Genomic DNA, 23,525 nt, shown 5'->3' with positions numbered 1-23,525 from the left:
CCCGACTAGGCCTCTTGAAGGGCTCGACTTGGCGCCTGTGCCTCACCCCTCCCGCAACGCGAACCACAACTCCATCCGCACATCCGGATCATCGAGATCCGCCCCCAGCAACGCCGAGCACCGGGCGACGCGTTGGCGCACCGTGTTGCGGTGCACGGACAGCGCCACCGCCGTGCGGTCCCAACTGCCGTGCAGGGAGAGCCAGGTGCGAAGGGTCTCGGTGAGGGCGGGGTTCGCGGCGATGGGGGCGAGCAGGGCGCGGGCGTGGGCCTCCGCGTCGGACGCGGGGACGAGGTCGGCGAGCGCGGGACGCTCCCCGTGGCGGACCAGCGCCGTACGGGTGGCACGGGCGCGGGCCAGGGCACGGGCGGCCTGCGCGTCGGCCGCCGCCCACTCGTGCGGGCCGACGGGCGCGCTGACCCCGCAGGTCCAGCCCGCCTGCGCGGCGGGCTCACGGTCGCCGGGCACGAGGACGCGTACGACGTCCCGGCCCGTGTCGACCAGCGCGGAGCCCAGCGCCGCCCCCAGCGCGGAGGCGGCGACGGCGTCCGGCGCGGGGCCGTCCCCGGCGGGCCGCGCGTGCACGACGATCCACCGCTCCCCGCCGCCCAGCAACGGCGCGACCCCCTCCGGCGAGGCCCCCAGCAACAACCGCACGAGCGCCGCCGACCGCGCCGCCCCGCTGCCGCTCTGGTGCTCCCCGGTGAGAAGGGAGAGCAGCACGGCCGCCACGGACGCGATGGTGTGATCCCCGGGCTCACGCCGCGGCGCCCCTACCCCGAGCACGAAACCCTGTCCGGCGCCGAGGGCATAGGCGGCGAGGTGCGTGCCCCCCACGGTGTCGGTCGCGGAGGAGGGCGAGGGTCCGCCCTGGGTCCCCCCGGGCCGCACGACCCGTGCCAGCTCGGCGAGGGCGGCCACTGCGCTTTCGCCCACCACCCTCCCCGCCCGCGCCAGCTCCGCCCCCTCCGGCCCGTACAGCACAGCACAGCCCCCCACTCGCCGGGCGAGCTGCCGCAGCACCGCGGGCACCGGATCCGGGCGGGCGGCGGCTGCCGCGAGGCTCTGCTGGGCCTCCGTCACCCGGCGCAGCTCCGTGTGGCGGGCCTGGGCCATGAGCTGCCAGACCGCTCGGGCCACGCCCGAGAACGTGGTCCGGGGCGGCACCTCCAGGAGGGGGAGGCCGTAGGTGTCGCAGGCGGCGACCAGGGCGCGGGGGACCGTGTCGTGGACCGGGGCCAGGCCGAAGCCGAGGGCTGTGCCGCCTGCGGCGACGATTCTGGCGACGTAGTCGTCGAAGTAGGTGCCCGAGCCTGCGGCCTCCGGGATGTGGACGCCGGCGGTGAGGAGCAGTTCGCCGCCCAGCAGGTAGGGGTACGGGTCCGCCATCTCCGAGGTGTGCGCCCAGTGGATCACCGTGTCCGGGTCGGAGGGGCCGGCGATCTGGTGGAGGCCGAGATCCTCCCGGGCCAGCAGCGCGGAGAGCGGAACGGGCGGGGTCGGCGGAACGGGCGGGATGGGTGGGACAGGCGGGGCGGATGCGTCCGGCATGGTGGACGTTCCCTCCATCCGGGTCAGCGGCAGTGGATGAAATGTACACTTCAGTGTCGCTTTCCGGCCACCTAGTGTCGTGACCGCCGGTGGCAGCGGGTACGGGCGGATGTCCCCGCGATCAGCCACCGGCCGGAGCCCCCCGAAACCCCACCTGCACGACACGCCACCGAGCGCGCGGAGGAGACCCCCATGGCCGTCGACTACACAGTGATCGTCGTCTACCTGGCCGGCATGCTGGCCATGGGCTGGTGGGGCATGCGCCGTGCCAAGTCGAAGAGCGAGTTCCTCGTCGCGGGGCGGCGCCTGGGCCCTGCCATGTACTCCGGGACCATGGCCGCGATCGTGCTCGGCGGCGCGTCCACCATCGGCGGGGTCGGCCTCGGCTACCAGTACGGGCTCTCCGGGGCCTGGATGGTCTTCGCCATCGGCCTCGGACTCCTCGCGCTGTCGATCTTCTTCTCGGCCCGCATCGCCCGCCTGAAGGTCTACACCGTCTCCGAGATGCTCGACCTCCGCTACGGCGGACGCGCGGGAGTCATCTCCGGTGTCGTCATGTGGGCGTACACCCTCATGCTCGCGGTCACCTCGACCATCGCGTACGCCACGATCTTCGACGTCCTCTTCGACATGAACCGGACGCTCGCGATCGTCCTCGGCGGCTCGATCGTCGTCGCGTACTCGACGCTCGGCGGCATGTGGTCGATCACGCTCACCGACATGGTGCAGTTCGTCGTCAAGACCATCGGTGTCCTGCTGCTGCTCCTGCCCATCGCCGTGGTCAAGGCCGGCGGGTTCAGCGAGATGAAGGCGAAGCTGCCGACCGAGTACTTCGACCCGCTGGGCATCGGCGGCGAGACGATCTTCACCTACGTGCTCATCTACACGTTCGGCATGCTGATCGGGCAGGACATCTGGCAGCGCGTGTTCACCGCGCGCAGCGACACCACGGCGAAGTGGGGCGGCACGGTCGCCGGTACGTACTGCCTGGTGTACGCCGTCGCGGGCGCCGTCATCGGTACCGCGGCCAAGGTCATGTACCCGACCCTGCCCAGCGCCGACACCGCCTTCGCGACCATCGTCAAGGACGAACTCCCGGTCGGCGTAAGGGGCTTGGTGCTCGCCGCCGCCCTCGCCGCGGTGATGTCGACCTCCTCCGGCGCGCTGATCGCCTGCGCCACCGTCGCCAACAACGACATCTGGTCGCGACTGCGGGGAGCCACCCCGGGCAAAGACAGCGAAGAGCGCGACGAGGTCAGGGACAACCGCGCCTTCATCCTGGTCATGGGCATCGCGGTGATCTGTACGGCGATCGCGCTCAACAACGTCGTCGAGGCGCTGACCGTCGCTTACAACCTGCTCGTCGGCGGGCTCCTCGTCCCGATCCTCGGCGGGCTGCTGTGGAAGCGCGGCACCGCGCAGGGCGCGCTCGCCGCCGTCGTGGTCGGCGGCGTCGCGGTCATCGGCCTGATGGCGACGTACGGCATCCTCGCGAACGAGCCCGTGTACTACGGACTGCTCTCCTCGCTGGCCGTCTACGTGATCGTCTCGCTGGCCACGCCCGCGACCGACGCCGCCGTACTGGCCGCCTGGCGCGAGCGCCTCGCGGGCCGGTCCTCCGAACCCTTGTCCGAGCCGGTTGCGGCTCACCAGTAGAGTCGTACGAGCAGTACTTAGTTGTACATACGCGATGTTGCGTAGGAAAGAAGGCATTTCATCATGAGCAGCAACGAGACGCCCCGCGGCCCCGTCGACTCCTCCCGCATTCCGCGGTACGCGGGCCCCGCGACCTTCGCCCGGCTGCCGCGCCTCGACGAGGTCGGCACCGCCGACGTCGCCGTGCTCGGAGTGCCGTTCGACTCGGGCGTCTCGTACCGGCCGGGCGCCCGCTTCGGCGGCAACGCGATCCGCGAGGCGTCCCGGCTGCTGCGCCCCTACAACCCCGCCCAGGACGCCTCGCCCTTCGCCCTCGCGCAGGTCGCGGACGCCGGTGACATCGCGGCGAACCCGTTCAACATCAACGAGGCCGTGGAGACGGTCGAGGCGGCGGCCGACGAGCTGCTCGGCACCGGCGCCCGGCTGATGACGCTGGGCGGCGACCACACCATCGCGCTGCCCCTCCTGCGCTCCGTCGCCAAGAAGCACGGCCCCGTCGCGCTGCTCCACTTCGACGCCCACCTCGACACCTGGGACACGTACTTCGGCGCCGAGTACACGCACGGCACCCCGTTCCGCCGGGCGGTGGAGGAGGGCATCCTCGACACCGAGGCGCTCTCGCACGTCGGCACCCGCGGCCCCCTCTACGGCAAGCAGGACCTCACCGACGACGAGAAGATGGGCTTCGGCATCGTCACCTCGGCGGACATCTACCGCCGCGGCGCCGACGAGGTCGCCGACCAGCTGCGCCAGCGCATCGGCAACCGCCCCCTCTACATCTCCATCGACATCGACTGCCTCGACCCGGCGCACGCGCCCGGCACGGGCACCCCCGAGGCGGGCGGCATGACCTCCCGCGAACTCCTGGAGATCCTGCGGGGGTTGTCGTCCTGCAACCTGGTGTCGGCCGACGTCGTCGAGGTCGCGCCCGCGTACGATCACGCCGAGATCACGGCGGTGGCCGCGTCCCACACGGCGTACGAACTCACGACCATCATGTCCCGCCAGATTGCAGAGGCACGCGCGAAGTGACCCACGACCACGACCTGGAGCTCCGCCCCACGGCCGCCCAGACCGCAGCCGCCCTGAACCCGCCCCCCGGGCGCAACGGCGGAGACCTGGTCGTGGAGACCCTCACCGGTCTCGGCGCGACGACCGTCTTCGGCCTGCCAGGACAGCACGCCCTCGGCATGTTCGACGCCCTGCGCCGCTCCTCCCTCCAGTACGTGGGCCTGCGCGTCGAGAACAACGCGGGGTTCGCGGCGGACGCGTACGGCCGCATCACCGGCGAGGCGGCCCCGCTGCTGCTGTCGACGGGCCCGGGCGCGCTGACCTCGCTGGCCGCGCTCCAGGAGGCGGCCGCGGCTTCCTCCCCCGTCCTCGCCATCAGCAGCCAGATCCCCACCGCCGGGCTGGGCGGCGGACGCCACGGCTATCTGCACGAACTCCCCGACCAGCAGGCGTCGTTCAGGGGAGTGGTGAAGTCCGTGCACACGGTCCGCAGCCAGTCCCAGATCCCGTCGGCGATCGCGGCCGCGTGGGAGTCGGCGCTCACGGCCCCGCACGGCCCGGTGTGGGTGGAGATCCCGCAGGACGTGCTCCTCGCCGAGACGGCACTGCCGGTGGTGACGGCGATGGACGCGACCCCCGAGGACGTGGTCCCGCGCCCCGAACTCACAGCGGTGGCCGCCCACTTGCTGTCGAATGCCGCCCGCCCCGCGATCATCGCGGGCGGCGGAGTCGTACGAGCTGACGCGTCCGGCAAGCTCCGGCAGCTCGCCGAGAAGCTGAACGCCCCCGTCGTCACCACCTTCGGCGGCAAGGGCGCCTTCCCCTGGGAACACCCGCTCTCCCTCCAGTCCTGGCTGGAGGACCGCCACACCACGGACTTCCTGGAGGACGCGGACGTCCTCCTCGTGGTCGGCTCGGGCCTGGGCGAACTGTCCTCGAACTACCACACGTTCAAGCCCCGCGGCCGGGTCGTCCAGATCGAGGCGGACCTCGGCAAACTGGAGTCCAACCACCCGGCGCTCGGCATCCACGCGGATGCCCGCCTGGCACTGTCGGCACTGATCGAGACGGTGTCCGACCGCGAGGACGACACGGCGGCGGAGCGGGTGCGTACGGTGCTCGCCCGGGTCGGTGAGCGCATCGCCGCTCAGGAACTCACCCTGGAGCAGGACGTGTTGGCGTCCGTCCGCCGGGCGCTGCCGGCCGGCTCCCCGTCGTTCTGGGACATGACGATCCTGGCGTACTGGGCGTGGTCCGCCTTCGACCCGCGCGGTTCGAACACCATGCACTCCGCCCAGGGCGCGGGCGGCCTCGGCTACGGCTTCCCCGCCGCAGTGGGCGCGGCGACCGCCGACCCGACCCGGCCGGTCCTCGCGGTCTCGGGTGACGGCGGCGCGTTGTATTCGATCGCCGAACTCGCCACGGCCAGGCAGTACGACCTGAACGTCACCTGGCTGATCGTCGACGACGGCGGCTACGGCATCCTCCGCGAGTACATGACGGACGCCTTCGGACAGGCCACCGCGACGGAACTGGCCCGCCCGGACTACGTGGCCCTCGCGGAGTCCTTCGGGGTGCCGGGCGTGCGCACTACCCCCGAGACCCTGGAGACCGACCTGTCGAAGGCCCTGGCGACGCCCGGCCCTTCGGTGGTGCTGCTCCCGGCGGTACTGCGGATGTTCGCGCCGACGCATCTGGAATGACGCTCATCGTGTGAGCGACAGCTCCGCCCAGGTCGCCTTCCCCGTGGCGCCCAACCGGGGGCAATAGCCCCAGCGTTCGGCCAGGGCCTGGACGAGGGTGAGTCCCCGGCCGCCCTCGTCCCCCGCCGCCGCCTGCCGGGGCGCGGGGCGGTGGTCGTCGGCGTCGGCGACCTCCACGCGCAGGAGACCGTCGTACGTCGCCAGGCGTAGACCGATCCCGAGGCCGGGCGGGGTGCAGGCGTGCTGGAGGGAGTTGGTGACCAGCTCCGTGAGCAACAGCTCGGCCGTCTCGGCCACTTCACCGTCGATCTGCCAGTCGGTGAGCTGGGCGCGGAGCAGCTGTCGGGCGTGGGGGGCGCTGCGCGGGGTGCGCGGGAGCTGCCAGGTGGCGTCGGTGACGGTGGGATCGGGGGCTGTTTCGGGCATGAGGGTCCCCTCAGGGCCGAGTACTGCATGGAGGGTTGAACTCCCCGTTGGCTACGGGGAGTTCAACCGGTCAGCCGGTGGCTACCAGATCGCCTCGACCCACTCCGGGTGGTCGATGAACGGGTTGCGGTTGTGCTGGTAGTTGTCGTAGATGAGCTGGTTGCGCTTCTCCTCGAAGGCGCTGGGCGGGTCCGCCTCGTTCCACGCCTTGAGTACGGAGAGCTTGCCCATGTAGGGGTTGCTGCCGTTGTTCACCAGCTGGTTGGGCTCGAGGTCGGCCCAGCCGTCGTCGCCTTCGTAGCGGACCGTCATGTAGAGGATCATGCGGGCGACGTCGCCCTTGTCCGCGGCGCGCGGCTCGAACGAGTCGGAGTCGGTGAGGCTGCCGCCCCCGCCGCTGACCGCACTGCCGCCGTTGTCGAAGTCCTTGTTGCCACGGATGCTGTTGATCTGGACGTCCGCGGGACGCAGGTGGTGCAGGTCCGTGCCGGGACCGATCGCCTCGCCGAAGTCGCCGTGGGACTTGGCCCAGGTGTGCTCGCGGTTCCAGTCGCCCACGTCACCGCCGTTGAGGGACTTGGCGCGCGAGGTGCCGCTGTAGAGCAGGATCACGTTGCTGCTGTTGTTCGGGTCCTGGTCCGTGACCATGAGCGCGTTCCAGACCGCGGAGTACGAGATCTTGGTCTGGGGGGCGATGATCGTGTGCAGCGAGGACTTGAGGCTCGTGCCGGTCTTGCCGATCGCGTTCTTGTAGTACGTGCTGTCGTACGCGGTGGTGGTGGCAGCGGCGGGGGTCGCTGCCAAGGTCGGGAGGGTGACGCCGACGAGAACGGCGGACGTGGCCACCGCAAGCGCCTTCCATCTGCCTATCTGCGCAACGGACATGGGGGTGCCCTTTCCCGGGATCGGCACGCTTGTGAACGCGGCGGCGCTCGCCTCAACGATGCTGCGTTCTACGCGTGTTGACTTTTTTGGTAACCGGGAGCGTGGCATGTGTTGGGGGTCGGCCGTGTAACCAGTGAGAGGCGTTTGTGTGACGTTATGGAATAGAGAGCAACCCCTGACCGTGAGAACGGTCAGGGGTTGCTTCGTGCGAGGGTTTACCCCAATTGAGGGAGGGTTTCCCCTAGTTGACGTCGGACGGGTCGAGCCGGTAGAGCGACTGGGTGGTCTGCGTTCCGGTCTCGGTCGCGGAATCGGAATCGGAGTCGGAGGACGCGGTGGTGCTGCTGTACTCGCTCTCCTTCACCGCCGTACCGTTCTTCTCCACCCAGGCGGTGATCTCCGTGCTGAGCGTGCTGTTGCCGCCCATACCGCCGCCGCTGAGCTGGATGTAATGCAACTCACCGTTCTTCACGAGCTCCTTGAGCTTCGCGAGGGTCATCGCCTGGTCGGAGCCCGTGAAGCCCCACATGGAGATGACGGGCTTGCCGGTGCTCAGGATGAGCTGGCCGGCGCTCTGCGAGTTGGCCACCGCGAGCAGCCAGGTGGCGCCGTCCTGGTTCTTCTCCAGGTACGCGACCAGCTCGGGGTCGGTGGAATCGCCCGTGCGGCCGCCGCCTCCGCCGAAGCCGCCCGCGCCGCCGCCCTGACCGGTGGTACCGCCCGCGGTGTCGCCTGCGGTGCCGCTCGGGGGCGTGCCGTTCGCGCCGCCGGTCTGGGCGCCGCCGGGGAACTCCCCGGCTCCGCCGCCCTGTTGGCCGCCGCCCTGGGGCGGTTCACCGGTGCCGCCGCCGGGCATCTCGCCGCCCGCCCGTGCGCCGCCCGCGAAGCCGCCCGCCTGGGCGCCCTGCTGGGCACCGCCGGGGGCCGTGCCGCCACCCCGGCCACCGCCACCGCCGCCGAAGCCGCCGCCCGTGGACGGACCGGCGGTCGGGTTGGTGCCGCCCATGCCGCCGCCCGTGCCGCCGGCACTCGCGGGGACGGCGACCGCGTACGCCGTCGGGCCCGCCAGCGCCGCCACGATCGCCGCGGCCACGGACACGGCCAGCAGCCGTCCGCGGTTGCCGGACCGGAAGACGAACAGACCGACGATCGCCAGCACCATGACCACTGCGATGGCCGGCCACAGCCAGGTGTTCCAGTCGGTGGCCCGGCGCAGCAGCACGACCGCCCAGACGCCGGTGACCGCCAGGGAGGCGGGCAGTACCCAGGACCAGCGGGCGTCGCCGCCGCGGAAGGCGCGCCAGAGCATGACGCCGCCGGCTCCGCACAGGGCCGCGATGCCCGGGGCGAGCGCGGTCGTGTAGTACGGGTGCATGGTGCCCTCGGCCATGCTGAAGGTCAGGTAGTGCAGCACGGTCCAGCCGCCCCACAGCACCAGCGCCGCACGCGTCAGGTCGGCGCGCGGGGCACGGCCGCACAGCACCAGGCCGCCGACGAGGGCGATGCCCGCGAAGGGGAGCAGCCAGGAGATCTGACCGCCCAGCGTGTCGTTGAACATCCGGCCGATGCCGGCGGTCCCGGCGAAGCTGCCCCCACCGCCCCCCATGCCGCCGTTGCCCTCGCCGCCCAGGACCCGGCCCAGGCCGTTGTAGCCCATGATCAGGTTCCAGGCGCTGCCGTCGGTCGAGCCGCCGATGTAGGGACGGTCGCCGGCGGGCACGAGTGACACGGCCGCCGCCCACCAGAAGCTGGAGACGGCCAGGGCCACGGTGGCCAGCGCCAGGTTCACGGCCTTCTTCTTCCAGCCGAGCTTCGACGCGTACACGTACACGGCGAAAACGGCCGGCAGGGCGATGTAGCCCTGGAGCATCTTCGTGTTGAAGGCGAGCCCGAAGCAGACCGCCGAGCCGAGCAGCGGCAGCAGCCTCTCGTCGCGGGTGGCACGCAGCGCGAGCGCCGCGCCGCCGACCATCAGGAGGACGAGGAGCGTGTCGGGGTTGTTGTCACGGTTGATGGCCACGGTGATCGGGGTCAGCGCGAGGACCAGCGCGGCGATGGCGGCCGCGACGTGTCCGAAGACCCGCTTCACGGAGGAGTGCAGGATCCAGATGGTGCCGAGCGCCGCGGCGATCAGGGGCGCCATCATCTGCCACGTCCCGAAACCGAAAACGCGGCAGGACAGGCCCATGACCATGAGCGCGAAGGGCGGCTTGTCGACGGTGATGAAGTTGCCCGCGTCCAGCGAGCCGAAGAACCACGCCTTCCAGCTCTGCGTGCCGCTGTAGACGGCGGCGCTGTAGAAGCTGTTCAGACCGGACGAGGAGAGGTTCCAGGAGTACAGCACTGCGGCCAGCAGCAGGACCGCGATCAGGACGGGGAGTGACCAGCCCGGCGCCTTCTCCGGTGGCCCGGGCGGTCCGGGCGGCGTGGGAGTGGGCGAGTCGGGGGCCACGGGGGCGTGGGGGTGTGGGTCGGTGGCAGATGTCACGGGTGGATCTTCCGCGACGGGGGTGGGCGACAGCTGTGCTGAACCTGGGGCTTCGCTGTGGGCGGGTGAAGGGGGATCCATGAATGCGTATGAATGCGTAAAGGGCACCGGTGAATGCGTGGTGGATACCGGAAGGCACGTAAGGGTGCGACGGGAACGGGCGAGAATGGCGAGTTCTTTGCGCTTCCGGTTTACACCGTGCGGCGATATGGGACACGTCACATTTTTGACGGACCAGCGTTCGCCCGACTAATGGCCATAGTGCCCGAATTATTAACCTTCCCTGAAAACCCATCGGTCACTTACGGTCCAAGTGACCACAGAAGCAACACAGTTCGACCACATCAACTTCATAGCGGGCTCTGGGGAGAGCTCGGGGGGAAGGGACAACGGGGAATGACTAACCCTTGGTTCCGGCGGCATCGCGCTGCCCGGACACTAGGCGTCCTGCTCGGCACCGCCGTCATACTCGGCGGAACACCGGTCGTCGCCATCGCGACCGACACCGCACCGGCCGGCACGGAAAACACACCAGCTGCGACTGAGGCCGAGGCGACCGCGTTCGCCCGCGCCGCCGCCACCGGTGAGCGGGTGGAGATCCTTCAGCAGCGCACCGAGGACGAACTCGTCTTCGCCAATCCGGACGGCACACTCACCAGCGAAACCAGCGCACAGCCCCAGCGGGTGCAGAGCGCGGACGGCAGTTGGCGACCGGCCGACGCCACCCTCGAACGCCGCCCCGACGGCACCGTCGGCCCCAAGGCCGCCACCGTTGGCCTGACCTTCGCCGCGGGCGGCTCGTCCGACCTGGTCACCCTCGGCGAGGACGGCAAGTCCTTCACCCTCCGCTGGCCGACCCCTCTGCCCGAGCCCGTCCTCGACGGCGACACCGCCGAGTACCGCGAGGTGCTGCCCGGCGTGGACCTGCTGGCCAGTGCCTCGGTCACCGGCTACTCGTACGTCCTGGAGGTCAAGACCCCCGAGGCGGCCCGCAATCCGGAGCTCGCCCAACTGCGGCTGCCCGTAAGGTCCGACGGTCTGAACCTGGGCACAGGCCCGGCCGGCGGACTTCAGGCGGTGGACGCCTCCGGCACCCGGGTCTTCGGCGGCCAGGCTCCCAAGATGTGGGACTCCTCCACCGCGGCCACCCCGGCGGACGCACCGGCCGACACCGTCCCGGCCTCCGGCGCGGGCACCTCGGTCGGGGACGCGCCCGAGGCCGGCGCCAGAGTCGCCGACATGGGTCTGGAGGTCTCCTCTTCGGCCATCACCATCGAGCCCGACCACGCACTCCTCACTGGCGCCGACACCGACTTCCCGGTCTACATCGACCCGGACGCCGGCATGTCCAAGAGCGAGTGGCTGTACGTGTCCAGCGACCACCCGAGCACCGAGTTCCACAAGTTCAAGGACGACGAGGGTGTCGGCCGCTGCTCGTACAAGAGCATCGGCGGCACGTACTACGCCTGCAGCACCTCGCCGTACACCAACCGCATGTACTTCCAGTTCGCCACCGAGGGCTGGCAGAACCGCACCATCTCCAAGGCGGTCTTCGAGGTCTACGAGACCTTCTCCTTCTCCTGCACGAAGAGCACCGTCAATCTGCACATGGTCGCCGAGGGCGGTGTCGACTCGGCCACCAACTGGAACAACAAGCCCAAGGACGGCGACCTGATGGTCGACCGCACGGTGGCCTACGGACGCGGTGACAGCTGCAGCCCCGACGCCCCGGCCAGCTGGGTCGACTTCCAGGACAACGCGGACGAGAGCAACGAGAACCTGACCTCGTCCGTCCGCAAGAAGGCCGCCGCCCAGGACCCGATCGCCTTCTCGCTGCGCGCCGCCGACGAGGACGACGCCAACTCCTGGAAGCGGTTCCGCGGCGACAACGCCAAGCTCGTCATCACGTACAACACCACCCCGGGCAAGCCGTACAACGAGCGGCTGAGCAACCCGGAGGAGAAGACCTGCACCGCCGACAACACCAAGCGTCCGTGGATCCGCGACGCGACCCCGACCATGGCGGTCAACGGCACCGACGCCGACTCGTACACCGACGGCACCGGCCAGAACCTCACCGCCACCTTCCGGGTGTGGGACCAGGTCGACGGACAGCCCATCGTCTACGAGGGCAAGGACGGGCCGCAGAACGAGGGCGTGTTCGAGGAGAACATCCCGATCAAGGAGCTCAAGCACGGCAAGGGCTACCGCTGGCACGCCCAGACCTACGACGGCTCCACCGGGAAGCTCAAGGACTCCGGATACTCCGACTGGTCCGACTGGTGCGAGTTCGTGGTGGACGTCGAGAAGCCGGACACCAAGCCGCACGTGGAACCGGTGGCCACGGAGGCCGACCTGCCGGTCAACAGCAAGCGGCACTTCACCTTCTCGGCCAACGGCAACTCCGACTCGGTCTTCAAGAACGACGTCGAGTACTACGAGTGGGACCTCGGCTCCGACACCCCCGGGCGCAAGGCCACTCCGGCGGCTCTCGGCGGCGACGCGACCATCGAGGTGGCACCGAGCACCTTCGGACCGAACGTGCTCTATGTGCGCAGCGTGGACCGGGCCGGCAACCGGGGCGCGCTGGAGAAGTACATCTTCACCGCCGACCGTGCCTGCGCCGACGCCCTCGCCGACACCTGCGCCGCGGCCGTCTACGGGCTCGACCAGTCCTCCGGCACCACCGCGCCCGACTCCTCGGGCCACGGCCGTGATCTGACGGTCAAGGGTGCCGACTGGGTGAACGGCAACCAGTTCGCCGCCGACCCCGCCGACAAGGCGCTGCGTTTCAACGGCACCAGCGACTACGCCACCGCCACTGCGGCCGTCCACACCGGCCAGGCGTTCACCGTCTCGGCCTGGGTCCGTCCCACCTCGCTGAGCAAGAACATCGCGGTGGTCAGCCAGGCCGGAAGCAACGGCAACGGGCTCAACCTGTACTACTCCACGGCCTACAAGCGCTGGATCTTCGGCCGCCATGTCTCCGACACGGCCGGTTCCACCGACCTGGTGCGTGCCATGGCCGCGAGTGAGAAGCCCGCCGTCGTCAACAAGTGGACCCACCTCGCCGGGACCTACGACCCGGCGTCCCGGAAGTTCACCCTCTTCGTCGACGGCGAGGAGCAGGGCAGCGCCGCCGTGACCGACGTCTGGAACGCCGACAACAGCCTCAGCATCGGTCGCGCCCAGCACGACGGCGAGTGGGTTGACTTCTTCACCGGCGACATCGACGACGTACGCCTGGTGCCCGGTCTCCTCTCCGGCACCGAGATCTTCCGGCTCGCGAACAGCTGATCCGCAGCGCCCCTGACCAGGGCGCTGTCCACATCGAACGGGATCCACATCACTCGGGATCCACTTCACACGGGAGGGGAGCGCGCGTGCGCGCATCCAAAAGACATCACGCCCACCGCTGGGCAAAAGCCGTCGCCACGACGGCGACGGCGGCCCTGACACTGACCCTGCTTCAGGGCACCCCCGCACTCGGCGCCGACGACGACGCCCGGGAGCAACGGCGCCCCAAGACCCAGGACGTCGCCTCCACCCCGGTGGTGGAGGCGGACGGCGAGACCACCCAGCTCAAGCACCTGACCGGCTACGGCACGTCGCCGAGTCCCAAGGCCACCTGGCCGAAGGCGGGCAGTGCCACCGTGGCGCTGCCCGGCGCCGGGGCCCGTACAGCCGCCTCGGCCAAGAAAGCGGGCTCCCTCCCGGTAGGTGTCGGCCGACCCAAGACCTCGGCCCGGTCCGTCCAGGCCGCCGTACCGGTGCGCGCCAAGGTCGAGGTGCTCAGTCACACCGCCGCACTGAAGGCCGGGATCGACGGCCTGCTCCTCAAGGTGACCCGCGCCGACGACCAGACCGCCGTGACCAGCGGCAAGGTCTCCGTCGAGGTCGACTACGCGTCCTTCGCCCGGGCCTACGGCGGCGACTGGGCCCAGCGGCTCCGGCTGGTCGCGCTGCCCGCGTGTGCGCTGACCACGCCCAAGGCCGCCAAGTGCCAGACCGTCACCCCGCTGAACACGGGCAACGACGTCCGCGCCCAGAAGCTCACCGCCGACGTGGCCGCGCTCTCCGCGGGCAAGGCTCCACTGCTCGCGGTCTCCGCCGCGCCCTCCGGCGGCTCCGGCTCCTACGCGGCGACCTCGCTCGCGCCGTCCGCCTCCTGGCAGGTGGCCGGTCAGACCGGCAGCTTCACCTGGCAGTACCCGCTGCGCGTGCCGCCCGCCGTGGCCGGTCCCTCCCCGCAGTTGGGCCTCGGCTACAACTCCGGTTCCACGGACGGCCGTACCGCCTCCAGCAACAACCAGACCTCCTGGATCGGCGAGGGCTTCGACCTCAGCGCCGGCTACATCGAGCGCTCGTACCGCTCGTGCACCGACGACGGCCACGACGAGGCCGGCGCGCAGAAGTACGACCTGTGCTGGCACTCCGACAACGCCACCATGAACTTCGGCGGCCGGGCCGGTGAGCTGGTCAAGAAGTCCACCGACGAGTTCCGGCTCAAGCAGGACGACGGCACCCGCATCGAGCGGAGGACGGGCGGCTTCAACTCCGACAACAACGACGAGTACTGGCTGGTCACGACGACCGACGGCACTCGCTACTACTTCGGCAAAGGCAAGCGCGAGTCCGAGGCCGCCGACGCCGAGAACACCAACTCCGCCCTTGAGGTCCCGGTGTTCGGCGACGACAAGGACGAGCCCTGCCACGCGGACACCTTCAAGGACTCCCGCTGCCAGCAGGCCTGGCGCTGGAACCTCGACTACGTCGTGGACGTGCACGGCAACTCGATGACGTACTACTACGGCACCGAGACCAACAAGTACGACACCGTGCGAGGCGACAAGGTCGTCACCTACGACCGGGGCGGCTACCTCAAGCGGATCGAGTACGGCGAGCGGGAGGGCAAGGAGAACACCACCGCCGCGCCCGCGCAGGTCGTCTTCACCACCGCCGAGCGCTGCACCGGCGCCGTGGCCGACTGCGAGCCCGGCGACCTCAAGGAGTCGACCGCCACCCGCTGGCCGGACGTGCCCTTCGAGCAGATCTGCACCAGCGACACCGAGTGCAAGGACCAGTGGGCGCCCACGTTCTTCACCCGCAAGCGGCTGGCGAAGGTCTCCACCCAGGTGCTCCAGTCCGACGGCACGACGTACAACGATGTCGACGTCTGGGACCTGGCACACAAGTACCAGAGCGCGGACACCACCCACTCCCCGGCACTCTGGCTGGAGTCGATCACCCATTCCGGCAAGGACGGCGCGAGCAAGCTCCCCAAGCTCACCTTCTTCGAGCGGCAGGACGCCAACCGCGTCGACACCGGTTCGGACGACCGGCTGCCGATGTACAAGTGGCGGATCCGGGCCATCCAGTCCGAGACCGGCGGCACCATCTCGGTGAACTACAAGCCCACCGAGTGCACGCCGTCGACTCTCCCCACCCCCGAGACCAACACCAAGCGCTGCATGCCCTCCTTCTGGTCGAAGGAAGGCACGATCGGGGAGAAGGAGGACTGGTTCCACAAGTTCGTCGTCGACTCGGTCGTCGAGGACGAGGTCACGGTCACCGGCCCCAACAAGACGACGTCGTACGAATACAGCGGTGCCGCCTGGCACTTCGACGACAGCGAACTCGTCAAGACCAAGAAGAAGACCTGGAGTCAGTGGCGCGGCTTCCGCAGCGTCACCATGAAGACCGGTGACTCCGCGAGCAAGCAGCTGCGCACGGAGACCACCTACCTCCAGGGCATGGACGGCGACCGGGAGAAGGAATCCGGCGGCACGAAGTCGGTGACGGTCACCACCACCGACGGCACCAAGGTCAGCGACGACGACCGCCACCAGGGCTTCCAGCTGGAGCAGCGCACCTTCAACGGCGGCACGGAGATCACCGGAACCGTCAACACCCCCTGGAAGTCGCCTGCCACGGCGACGGAGGGCAGCGACGAGGCGTCCTTCGCGGCGACCAAGTCGACGAAGACCCGTACCACCCTGGACGACGGCAAGTTCCGCCGCGCCTCGATCGAGCACTTCTACGACGCGTACGGGATGCTGGAACGCTCCTCCGACTCCGGCGACCTCGCCGACCCGGACGACGACACCTGCACCACCAACGCGTACAACCGCAACGCCGACGCGAATCTCCTGACCCTGCTCAAGCGGGTCACGGTCGTCCCCGTCAACTGCGATGACGGCGCGCCCACTTCGTACAAGGGCGAGGCGATCTCCGACGTCCGCACCTGGTACGACAACCCGGACACGTACGGAGTGACCCCCACCAAGGGTGACGTCGTGCGCAGCGAGAAGGTCAAGGGATACGCGGCCGACGGCGCCCCCCAGTACGTCACGACGTCCACGGCCAAGTACGACGTCCACGGCCGCGTGACGGAATCCGCCGACCAGCAGAGCGTCGCGACCAAGACCACGTACACCCCCACCACCGGCGGCCCGGTCACCGGCATGAAGGTGGTGGACCCGGCAGGCAACAGCACCACGTCGACGGTCGACCGCCGTTGGGGACTGGTCACCGCCACGGTCGACGCCAACAACCAGCGCACCGACCTTGAATACGACGCCCTGGGCCGCCTGCTCAAGGTCTGGCTCCCGGGCCGCGCCAAGGCCACCGAGACCCCGAGTCTCGAATACGCCTACCTGGTCCGCAACAACGGCCCGGTGGTCACCACCACCAAGTCCCTGCTGCCCAACGGCTCGGTGGCCACCAGCCACCAGCTCAGCGACGGTCTCCTCCGCCCCCGCCAGACCCAGACGCCGGCGGCGAACACGGGCAGGGTCATCTCGACGACCGAGTACGACACGCGCGGCCTGGCGACGAAGGAGATCGGCCCGTTCTACAACTCGGCGGCCGTGAGCACCACGTTCGTGAACGTGGTGGACGCCTCCGAGGGCACGCCGCGTGAGACGGAGACGGTGTACGACGCGGCGGGCCGTCCGACGGACGAGATCTTCCGCGTGGCGGGCGCCGAGAAGTGGCGCACCAAGGCGGCCTACCACGGTGACTACACGACCGTGGACCCGCCGGCCGGTGAGACGCCGACGGCCTCGTACACCAACGCTCAGGGCCAGACCACCAAGGTCCTCCAGTTCAAGGCCTCGTCGCCCACCGGTGACGCGGACACCACCGCGTACGCCTACGACAAGGCGGGCCGCCTGTCCGAGGTGAAGGACACGGCCGGGAACCTCTGGTCGTACGAGTACGACGTGCGCGGCCGTCAGCTCAAGGCGGTCGACCCGGACGCGGGTACGACGGACATGACGTACAACGATCTCGACCAGCTCAAGACGGTCAGGAACGACCGCGAGATCACCCTCACCTACACCTACGACAAGCTCGGCCGCCAGCGTTCCCTCTACAACGGCGACACCAAGCTGACGACTTGGGAGTACGACAGCGCCACCGTCCCCAACGGCAAGGGCCGTCTGGCCTCTGCGACAAAGTGGGTCGGCGCCAACGGCTACACGTCGTCGGTCGACGCGTACGACGCGGCGGGCCGCCCGACGAAGAGCTCGGTGACGATCCCGGCGTCCGAGGGGAAGCTGGCCGGCACTTACTCCACCACGGCTTCCTACAAGCCGGACGGGTCGGTCGACGACCTCGGCCTTCCGGCGGCCGGTGACCTCCCGGCGGAGACCATCACCACGGGTTACACCGCCACCGGCCTGCCGTCCTTCACCCTGGGCGACAAGACCGACTACGCCCGCGAGACCCGCTACTCCAACTACGGCGAGGTCCTGCAACTCACTCTCGGCACCGCGAGCGCCGACAAGTACACCTGGCTCACCAACATCTACGAGGAGGGCACCCGGCGCCTGGAGCGCGCCCGTATCGACCGGGAGATCGTCGCGACCCCCGACTCGGACATCACCTACGGGTACGACGCCTCCGGCAACATCCAGAAGATCGCGGACACGCCTGAGGGCAAGACCGCGGACGTCCAGTGCTTCACGTACGACTACCTGCGCCGGCTGACCTCGGCCTGGACGCAGACCGCCACCGCGTGCTCGGCGAGCGCGGGTACGGCCACGGTCGGCGGCGCGGCCCCGTACTGGCACTCCTACGAGTACGACGCGGCGGGCAACCGCACCAGCGAGGTCCGCCACGCGACGGGCACCACGGGTACGGCGGCCATCACTCAGACGACCACCTACGCCCCCAATGGCACGGGCAATGCGCACTCCCACGCGCTGAAGTCCGCCGAGGTGCGGACGGTCACCTCCGCCAAGGACGTCACGGCGGCCCAGTCCTTCGAGTACGACGAGACGGGGAACACCACTCGGCGTACCAAGGCGGCGACCGACCTGTCCCCGGCGGTCGACCAGAAGCTGGCCTGGGACGACGAGGGCCAACTGGCCGCTGTCACCCCGTATGTGGCGGGCGCCTTGGACGAGGCCAACAAGACCGGCTTCGTCTACGGCGCGGACGGCAGCCGCCTGCTCCGCAAGGAGAAGGGCGCGGTGACGTTGTACCTGGGCACCCAGGAGATCAGGCTCGACACCGCGAAGAACACCCTCGCCGGTACCCGCTACTACTCCCATGGCGGTTCCCAGGTCGCCGTCCGTACCGCGGCCGGGGTGACCTGGTTGGTCGGCGGCCAGAACGGCACCGCCGAACTCGCGGTCAAGGCCGCCGACTCGGCGATCACCCAGCGCCGCACCCTCCCCTTCGGCGAGGTCCGCGGCACCAAGCCGGCTGTCGGCGTCTGGCCGGGAGACAAGGCCTTCGTCGGCGGAACGGCCGATGCGACCGGCCTGATTCAGCTCGGTGCTCGCGCGTACGACCCGGCCACCGGCCGCTTCGTGTCCGTCGACCCGATGCTGGACGTCTCCGATCCGCAGCACCTCAACGCCTACGCCTACGGGCGCAACAACCCGCTGGTCTTCCCCGACCCGACAGGCCTGTACTGGGGCGAGTCCTGGATCAGCCCGGTCGGTCACGGTGTCCTCGACGTCGCGGGCTTGGTGCCCGGCTTCGGTGAGCCCGCCGACCTGATCAACGGCCTCTGGTACACGGCCGAGGGCAACTACATCGACGCGGGCCTGTCCTATGCGTCGGCGATCCCGATCGCGGGCTACGGCGCGACCGCCGCGAAGGGCGCGCGCTACGTCAACAAGGCGATCGACGCGGCGGACACCGCGACGGACACGGTCAAGGCGGCCGACAAGACCAAGGACGCGGTTGCGACTGCCGACAAGGTCACTCCGCCGGTCACTCCCAAGCCCAAACCGGCTCCCAAGCCGGCACCCCCGGCCAAGGCCAAGGAGGCACCTCAGGCCAAGAAGGGTGACTCCGGGGGCAAGAAGAACGACGGCGCGGAGAAGAAGTCCGACAGCGGGGGTGGCAAGGACTCCGACTCTCCCGCCGGAGGCTCCTCCTGCAAGGTGGACAACAGCTTCACGCCCGGCACCCTGGTGCTGATGGCCGACGGCTCCACCAAGCCCATCGAGGAGATCGACCTCGGCGACGAGGTCCTGGCCACGGATCCCGAAACAGGGATCTCCGAGGACGAGCCCGTCACGGCCACGATCACCGGTCATGGCGTCAAGCACTTGGTCGACATCACCGTTGACACCGACGGCGACGAGGGCGATGCCACCGCCACACTGACGGCGACCGACGGTCACCCGTTCTGGGTCCCTGAGGCACAGGACTGGACCGATGCCAAAGACCTCAAGACCGGCCAATGGTTGCGGACCAGCGCCGGAACCCTGGTACAGATCAGCGCGGTTGAGCAGCGTGTCCAGAAGCACACCGTCCACAACCTGACCATCGCTCACACGCACACCTACCACGTATTGGCCGGGGCGACCCCGGTCCTCGTCCACAACTGCGGGAACGCAAGCACCGACGATCTGCACAAGGCCGCCACCCAGGGTGGCAAGGGCCAGCTCACTCCGGCGGGGCGCGCCCTGCAGAAGCACGGAGATCCGAGCCCCGGAAACATCGCCAAGCGAGGGCAAGCGCATGTGGACCGTTATGACTTCGGTAGAGTGACCAACTCCGAGCGATCCGATATCGCGGAAGAGATGATCACTGAGATCCTGACCAATCCGAACGCGACGGATACACTCAACACCGGGGCCACCGCGCACTACGGCGGTATCACCAGAGACATCGAAATTCCCGGTAGCTGGGGCGCGCGATGGAGTATGCGCGGTGGTTCGCTGGCGTTTGAAGGGTTCCTGTAAAGCAGGTAGTGAGAGAGGGGGAGGGCAGCCCGATGGGTTATCCGCAGGAATTCTTCGTGGCCGATGGATCGTTCAGGGATCTGTGCATTCTTGACGCCGACCTCGCGGATTGGCAGCGGCTTCTCTCCTCCCTCTCGCTGCTGAAGTGGCCCGTCTTTTTTTCCACCACGTATTCCCGGGAACCCTCCGAACTCCCGGGCAGTGCGCGTGAACTGTTCGAGGAGCTTGCTCTGGACAGTGAAGAGTCGGCCACGCTGGCGATTCAGGCCGACGGCATCTGGTTCACCTGCTACTTCTTCGAGGTGGAGGAGATCGAGTTCACCTTTGATCCGGTAGATGTGGTCGACGAGGCATCCTTCGGAATGCTGGAACGCTTCATGAAGTGGCTCGGCGACACCTGTGGGAAAGAGGTCCGGATGACCATGGAAGGAACCGATCATCCGTCCATGCCGGCACTTTTCACATACTCGCCGCCCATCCAGAGATGACCTTGAGTGCGTAGGTGAGTGCCGAAGTATGAAACCCGAGCGGCCCCATCGAACTTGTTCCGGTGGGGCCGCGGGCGGATAGGGCAATGGCGAACCTGGAGCCCCATCTTGCTGAACCATTTGAGTCACTCCACCAGGCGCTATCTGGCGGGATTCGAAAATAGGGCGACGATTACGACTCGCCCAAACCAAAGCCCAGGCCGAGCGATCCATCGGATGGCCGCGTCCACTCGAACTACCTGAGTGGTCCGCGCTCATCGATGAACACGGTGGGTGCGGACAAGAACACATCGGCACTCGCTGGGCCGTATGCGATGTTGAACGTGTCCAGCCAGTACGTCCAGCCACGAATCCCCAGTGCACTGCTGAAACGGTAGTTGAGCTGCCAGCGGACCCATTGGCCAGGGACGAGCCGGACAGCCGGTGGTCGCCGCTTCCGAGGCGGCAGGGCAAACAGCGGCTGCACTCGGGGAAATACCCGCAGTCGATCATCTGCTTCACGGAGCTGGACATCGACCTTGCTCAGGACTTCCCGGTTGTCATACGGCTCGAAGCCGTCGCGCTCATGCATCCGGATGACATGCGCGAGGGGAGCCGCCTCATGCGGGAGAGCGAACCCGACCGGGGCCGCGCTCCTTCGAGCCGCAGCATCTCCGCCCCGAGACTCCTTCGTCCAGGTCGTCCGGATCCACTGGACGGTGATTTCCACAGCCTCTGCCCCTACCGCCTTGTCGATGAGTCCACTCTACGGACCTGCCCCCTACACGCCGGTACGAGCACTCGTATGCGTGAGCGACTTCAGTTCTCACCGATATTGATCTTCCCCAACAGCGATGTGTGACTCCCGAAGTTGAGTAGCCCGCCTCCTTCTCCTCCCTGTGCAGGGAAAGTTGTGCGCTGTAGTCAGGGGGAACTGCGCGGGCTTCCCGTCGCCGACGGCCTTCCAGGCGCACGGCACCTAACGGTCCGCACAGATTTTCCCCAGCCGTACAACCATTCGCCCACACAGGTGAGTCATAGGGGGCGAGCGTGCCGGGGGTGCGCTCGTATCCACCCAAGGGGACGGGAAGCCTTCATGACTCACCGCATATCGCGGCGCGCCCGCGTGCTCGGCGCGGGTATCGGCGCCGGGATGCTCATACCGCTGGTGGCCGCCGCGGCGCCCGCTGCCGCGGCCACGCCGCAGGTCAGCTGTACCTCTGCGAAAGCGGGGCTGGCCGCGAAGCTCCAGAGGGACATCACCACGGCGCTCGCGAACCGCACCGGCACCGTCGCGGTCGGCCTCTACGACCGCAGTACGAAGACGACCTGCTCGCTCAGATCGTCCAGCGCGTACGACTCGGCCAGCGTCGTCAAGGTCACCGTCCTCGCCACGCTGCTGTGGGACGCAAAGAAGCACAACCGCTACCTCACGCAGCGCGAGGCCGACCTCGCCAAGGCCATGATCACCAAGTCGGACAACGCCTCGACCAGCACGCTGTGGAGGCAGCTCGGCCTGACGAAGATCAAGGGCTTCCTCACCGCCGCCGGGATGACCCAGACCAAGCCGGGCGCCAACGGCTACTGGGGCCTGACCCAGATCACCGTGCGCGACGAGCAGAAGCTGCTCGCGCTCACCACCGCGAAGAACTCGGTCCTGAGCGACAACGCCCGCGCGTACATCCTCAAGCTGATGGGCCAGGTCATCTCCTCCCAGCGCTGGGGTACGCCGGCGGGGGTGCCCTCCGGTGTCGCCGTGCACGTCAAGAACGGCTGGCTGTCGCGGGCCACGCACGGCTGGCGGGTGCACAGCGTCGGCACCTTCAAGGGCGGCGGCCACGACTACACGATCACCGTGCTCACCCACGGCAACAGCACCATGCAGTACGGCATCAACACCATCCAGGCCGTGGCCAAGGTCATCCACAAGGACCTGGCGGCGAGCTGAGCGACGCCTCCAGGGAGGACCCAACTCCCTGGAATTCACGACCAGTACGCCTGCCCTAAACCAGCAGCCGCCTACCGTGTCGCCATGCGCCTGCGAACCGTACTCGCCACCGTCACCGCCGGCCTGGCGGCGGCCACCACCCTGACCGCCGCCGGGCCCGCCACCGCCGCTTCGAGCAGCAGCACCGGCACCAACGCCAACGCCTGCTCACCCTCCGTCGCCATCGACGGCTTCTCCGACGCGCTCGACAAGACGACGTACGAGGGCACCTTCGTCGGCAACTTCTCCGCGCTCGCCGTGGACCGCAAGGGCCAGATCGCCGCCGTATCCGACCGCTCCTCGCTCTTCACCCTCGACGCGAAGACCCTCCAGCCCACCGGCGTCGTCCCGCTCGCCGACGAGAACGGTGCCGCGCTCGACTCCGAGGGCCTGGTCGTCGACCGCGACGGCACGCGGCTGATCTCCTCCGAGACCGAGCCCTCCGTACGCCGCTACTCCCGCGACGGCAAGATCCTCGGCCGTCTCCCCGTACCGGACGCGCTAAAGGTCGCCCCCGCTGGCCGCGCCACCGCGAACCAGACCTTCGAGGGCCTGACCCTGCTGCCGGGCGGCCGCACCCTCCTCGCCACGATGGAGAACAGCATCAGCGGCGACAGCAAGGAGATCGTCCGCTTCCAGACCTGGGACCGGAACAAGGGGACCTTCCGCCTCGGGGCCCAGTACGGCTACCGCACCGACACCGGCCTCGGTGTCTCCGAGGCCACCGCCACCCCCGACGGCCGCCTCCTCGTCCTGGAGCGCGGCTTCACCGCGGGGGTCGGCAACACCGTCCGCCTCTACCTGGCCGACCTGCGGCACGCCACGGACACCAGCGGGGCCGACGCGCTGACCGGCCAGGACGGCGTACGCCTGGTGAAGAAGACCCTGCTCGCCGATCTGGTGAACTGCCCGTCACTGGGTGCAACGGCCAAGCAGCCCCAGCCCAACCCCCTCCTCGACAACATCGAGGGCCTGACGATCACCGGACGCGCCAAGGGCCGCCTGAACCTCCTCCTGGTCAGCGACGACAACCAGAACGCGGCCCAGATCACCCGCTTCTACTCCCTGCGCGTACGGCTGCCGTAGCGGCCCCCATTCGTTGCAGAGGAATTGTTGCGGAGGGATGAAATCCGCTTCGCTGAG

General features: G+C 69.1%; 13 protein-coding genes. 8 read left to right on the top strand and 5 right to left on the bottom strand.

All coding sequences use genetic code 11. From position 1 onward, the window contains the following. Positions 1-42: 42 nt before the first annotated feature. Positions 43-1,569: a PucR family transcriptional regulator gene (locus OG219_RS18010; RefSeq protein ID WP_266827796.1), complete on the bottom strand. Its 1,527-nt coding sequence runs from the start codon at positions 1,567-1,569 to the stop codon at positions 43-45. Positions 1,570-1,743: 174 nt separating this feature from the next. On the opposite strand from OG219_RS18010, the gene OG219_RS18005 reads away from it, so the two are divergent. The 3 genes from OG219_RS18005 (at position 1,744) to OG219_RS17995 (ending at position 5,921) form a co-directional block, all read left to right on the top strand. Beyond that, positions 1,744-3,207 (top strand): sodium:solute symporter, encoded by a 1,464-nt coding sequence (locus OG219_RS18005; RefSeq protein ID WP_266827794.1) that lies wholly within the window; start codon positions 1,744-1,746, stop codon positions 3,205-3,207. Positions 3,208-3,270: 63 nt separating this feature from the next. After that, complete coding sequence (speB, locus tag OG219_RS18000) at positions 3,271-4,239, top strand: agmatinase (protein WP_266827792.1); 969 nt, start codon at positions 3,271-3,273, stop codon at positions 4,237-4,239. After that, positions 4,236-5,921 carry a thiamine pyrophosphate-binding protein gene (locus OG219_RS17995; RefSeq protein WP_266827790.1) on the top strand — a complete coding sequence of 562 codons (1,686 nt, stop codon included), beginning with the start codon at positions 4,236-4,238 and terminating at the stop codon, positions 5,919-5,921. The genes speB and OG219_RS17995 overlap by 4 nt, the downstream gene beginning before the upstream one ends. Positions 5,922-5,924: 3 nt before the next feature. Here the strand turns inward: OG219_RS17995 and OG219_RS17990 are convergent, their stop codons facing one another. The 3 genes from OG219_RS17990 to OG219_RS17980 form a co-directional block, all read right to left on the bottom strand. After that, positions 5,925-6,347, bottom strand: coding sequence for an ATP-binding protein (locus OG219_RS17990; RefSeq protein ID WP_266827788.1), 423 nt, complete (start codon positions 6,345-6,347; stop codon positions 5,925-5,927). 81 nt (positions 6,348-6,428) lie between these two features. Continuing rightward, positions 6,429-7,232, bottom strand: a complete 804-nt coding sequence (locus OG219_RS17985) for an endonuclease I family protein (protein ID WP_266827786.1) — start codon at positions 7,230-7,232, stop codon at positions 6,429-6,431. Between the two features lie 241 nt (positions 7,233-7,473). Then, positions 7,474-9,720, bottom strand: a complete 2,247-nt coding sequence (locus tag OG219_RS17980) for a glycosyltransferase family 39 protein (RefSeq protein WP_266827784.1) — start codon at positions 9,718-9,720, stop codon at positions 7,474-7,476. A 396-nt stretch (positions 9,721-10,116) separates the two neighbouring features. Here OG219_RS17980 and OG219_RS17975 point away from each other — a divergent pair, with 396 nt between their 5' ends. The 3 genes from OG219_RS17975 (at position 10,117) to OG219_RS17965 (ending at position 20,416) form a co-directional block, all read left to right on the top strand. Beyond that, positions 10,117-13,017, top strand: a complete 2,901-nt coding sequence (locus OG219_RS17975) for a LamG-like jellyroll fold domain-containing protein (protein WP_266827782.1) — start codon at positions 10,117-10,119, stop codon at positions 13,015-13,017. An 86-nt stretch (positions 13,018-13,103) separates the two neighbouring features. Beyond that, on the top strand, positions 13,104-19,928 hold the full coding sequence (locus tag OG219_RS17970; protein WP_266827780.1) for a polymorphic toxin-type HINT domain-containing protein: 6,825 nt from the start codon (positions 13,104-13,106) through the stop codon (positions 19,926-19,928). A 32-nt stretch (positions 19,929-19,960) separates the two neighbouring features. Next, on the top strand, positions 19,961-20,416 hold the full coding sequence (locus tag OG219_RS17965) for a hypothetical protein (protein ID WP_266827778.1): 456 nt from the start codon (positions 19,961-19,963) through the stop codon (positions 20,414-20,416). A 235-nt stretch (positions 20,417-20,651) separates the two neighbouring features. Here the strand turns inward: OG219_RS17965 and OG219_RS17960 are convergent, their stop codons facing one another. Continuing rightward, entirely contained in the window at positions 20,652-21,125 is a 474-nt protein-coding gene (locus tag OG219_RS17960) for a hypothetical protein (RefSeq protein WP_266827776.1), read from the bottom strand. Between the two features lie 366 nt (positions 21,126-21,491). On the opposite strand from OG219_RS17960, the gene OG219_RS17955 reads away from it, so the two are divergent. Continuing rightward, a complete protein-coding gene (locus OG219_RS17955; protein WP_266827774.1) occupies positions 21,492-22,343 on the top strand; it encodes a serine hydrolase in 852 nt (283 codons plus the stop codon). 84 nt (positions 22,344-22,427) lie between these two features. Then, a complete protein-coding gene (locus OG219_RS17950; protein ID WP_266827772.1) occupies positions 22,428-23,468 on the top strand; it encodes an esterase-like activity of phytase family protein in 1,041 nt (346 codons plus the stop codon). Positions 23,469-23,525 lie beyond the last annotated feature (57 nt).

Source organism: Streptomyces sp. NBC_00038 (genome assembly GCF_026343635.1).
In the GTDB taxonomy this organism is placed as follows: Bacteria; Actinomycetota; Actinomycetes; order Streptomycetales; family Streptomycetaceae; genus Streptomyces.
The sequence above is the reverse complement of the archived record's forward strand: the minus strand, read 5'-3'. Positions and strand labels throughout refer to the sequence as shown.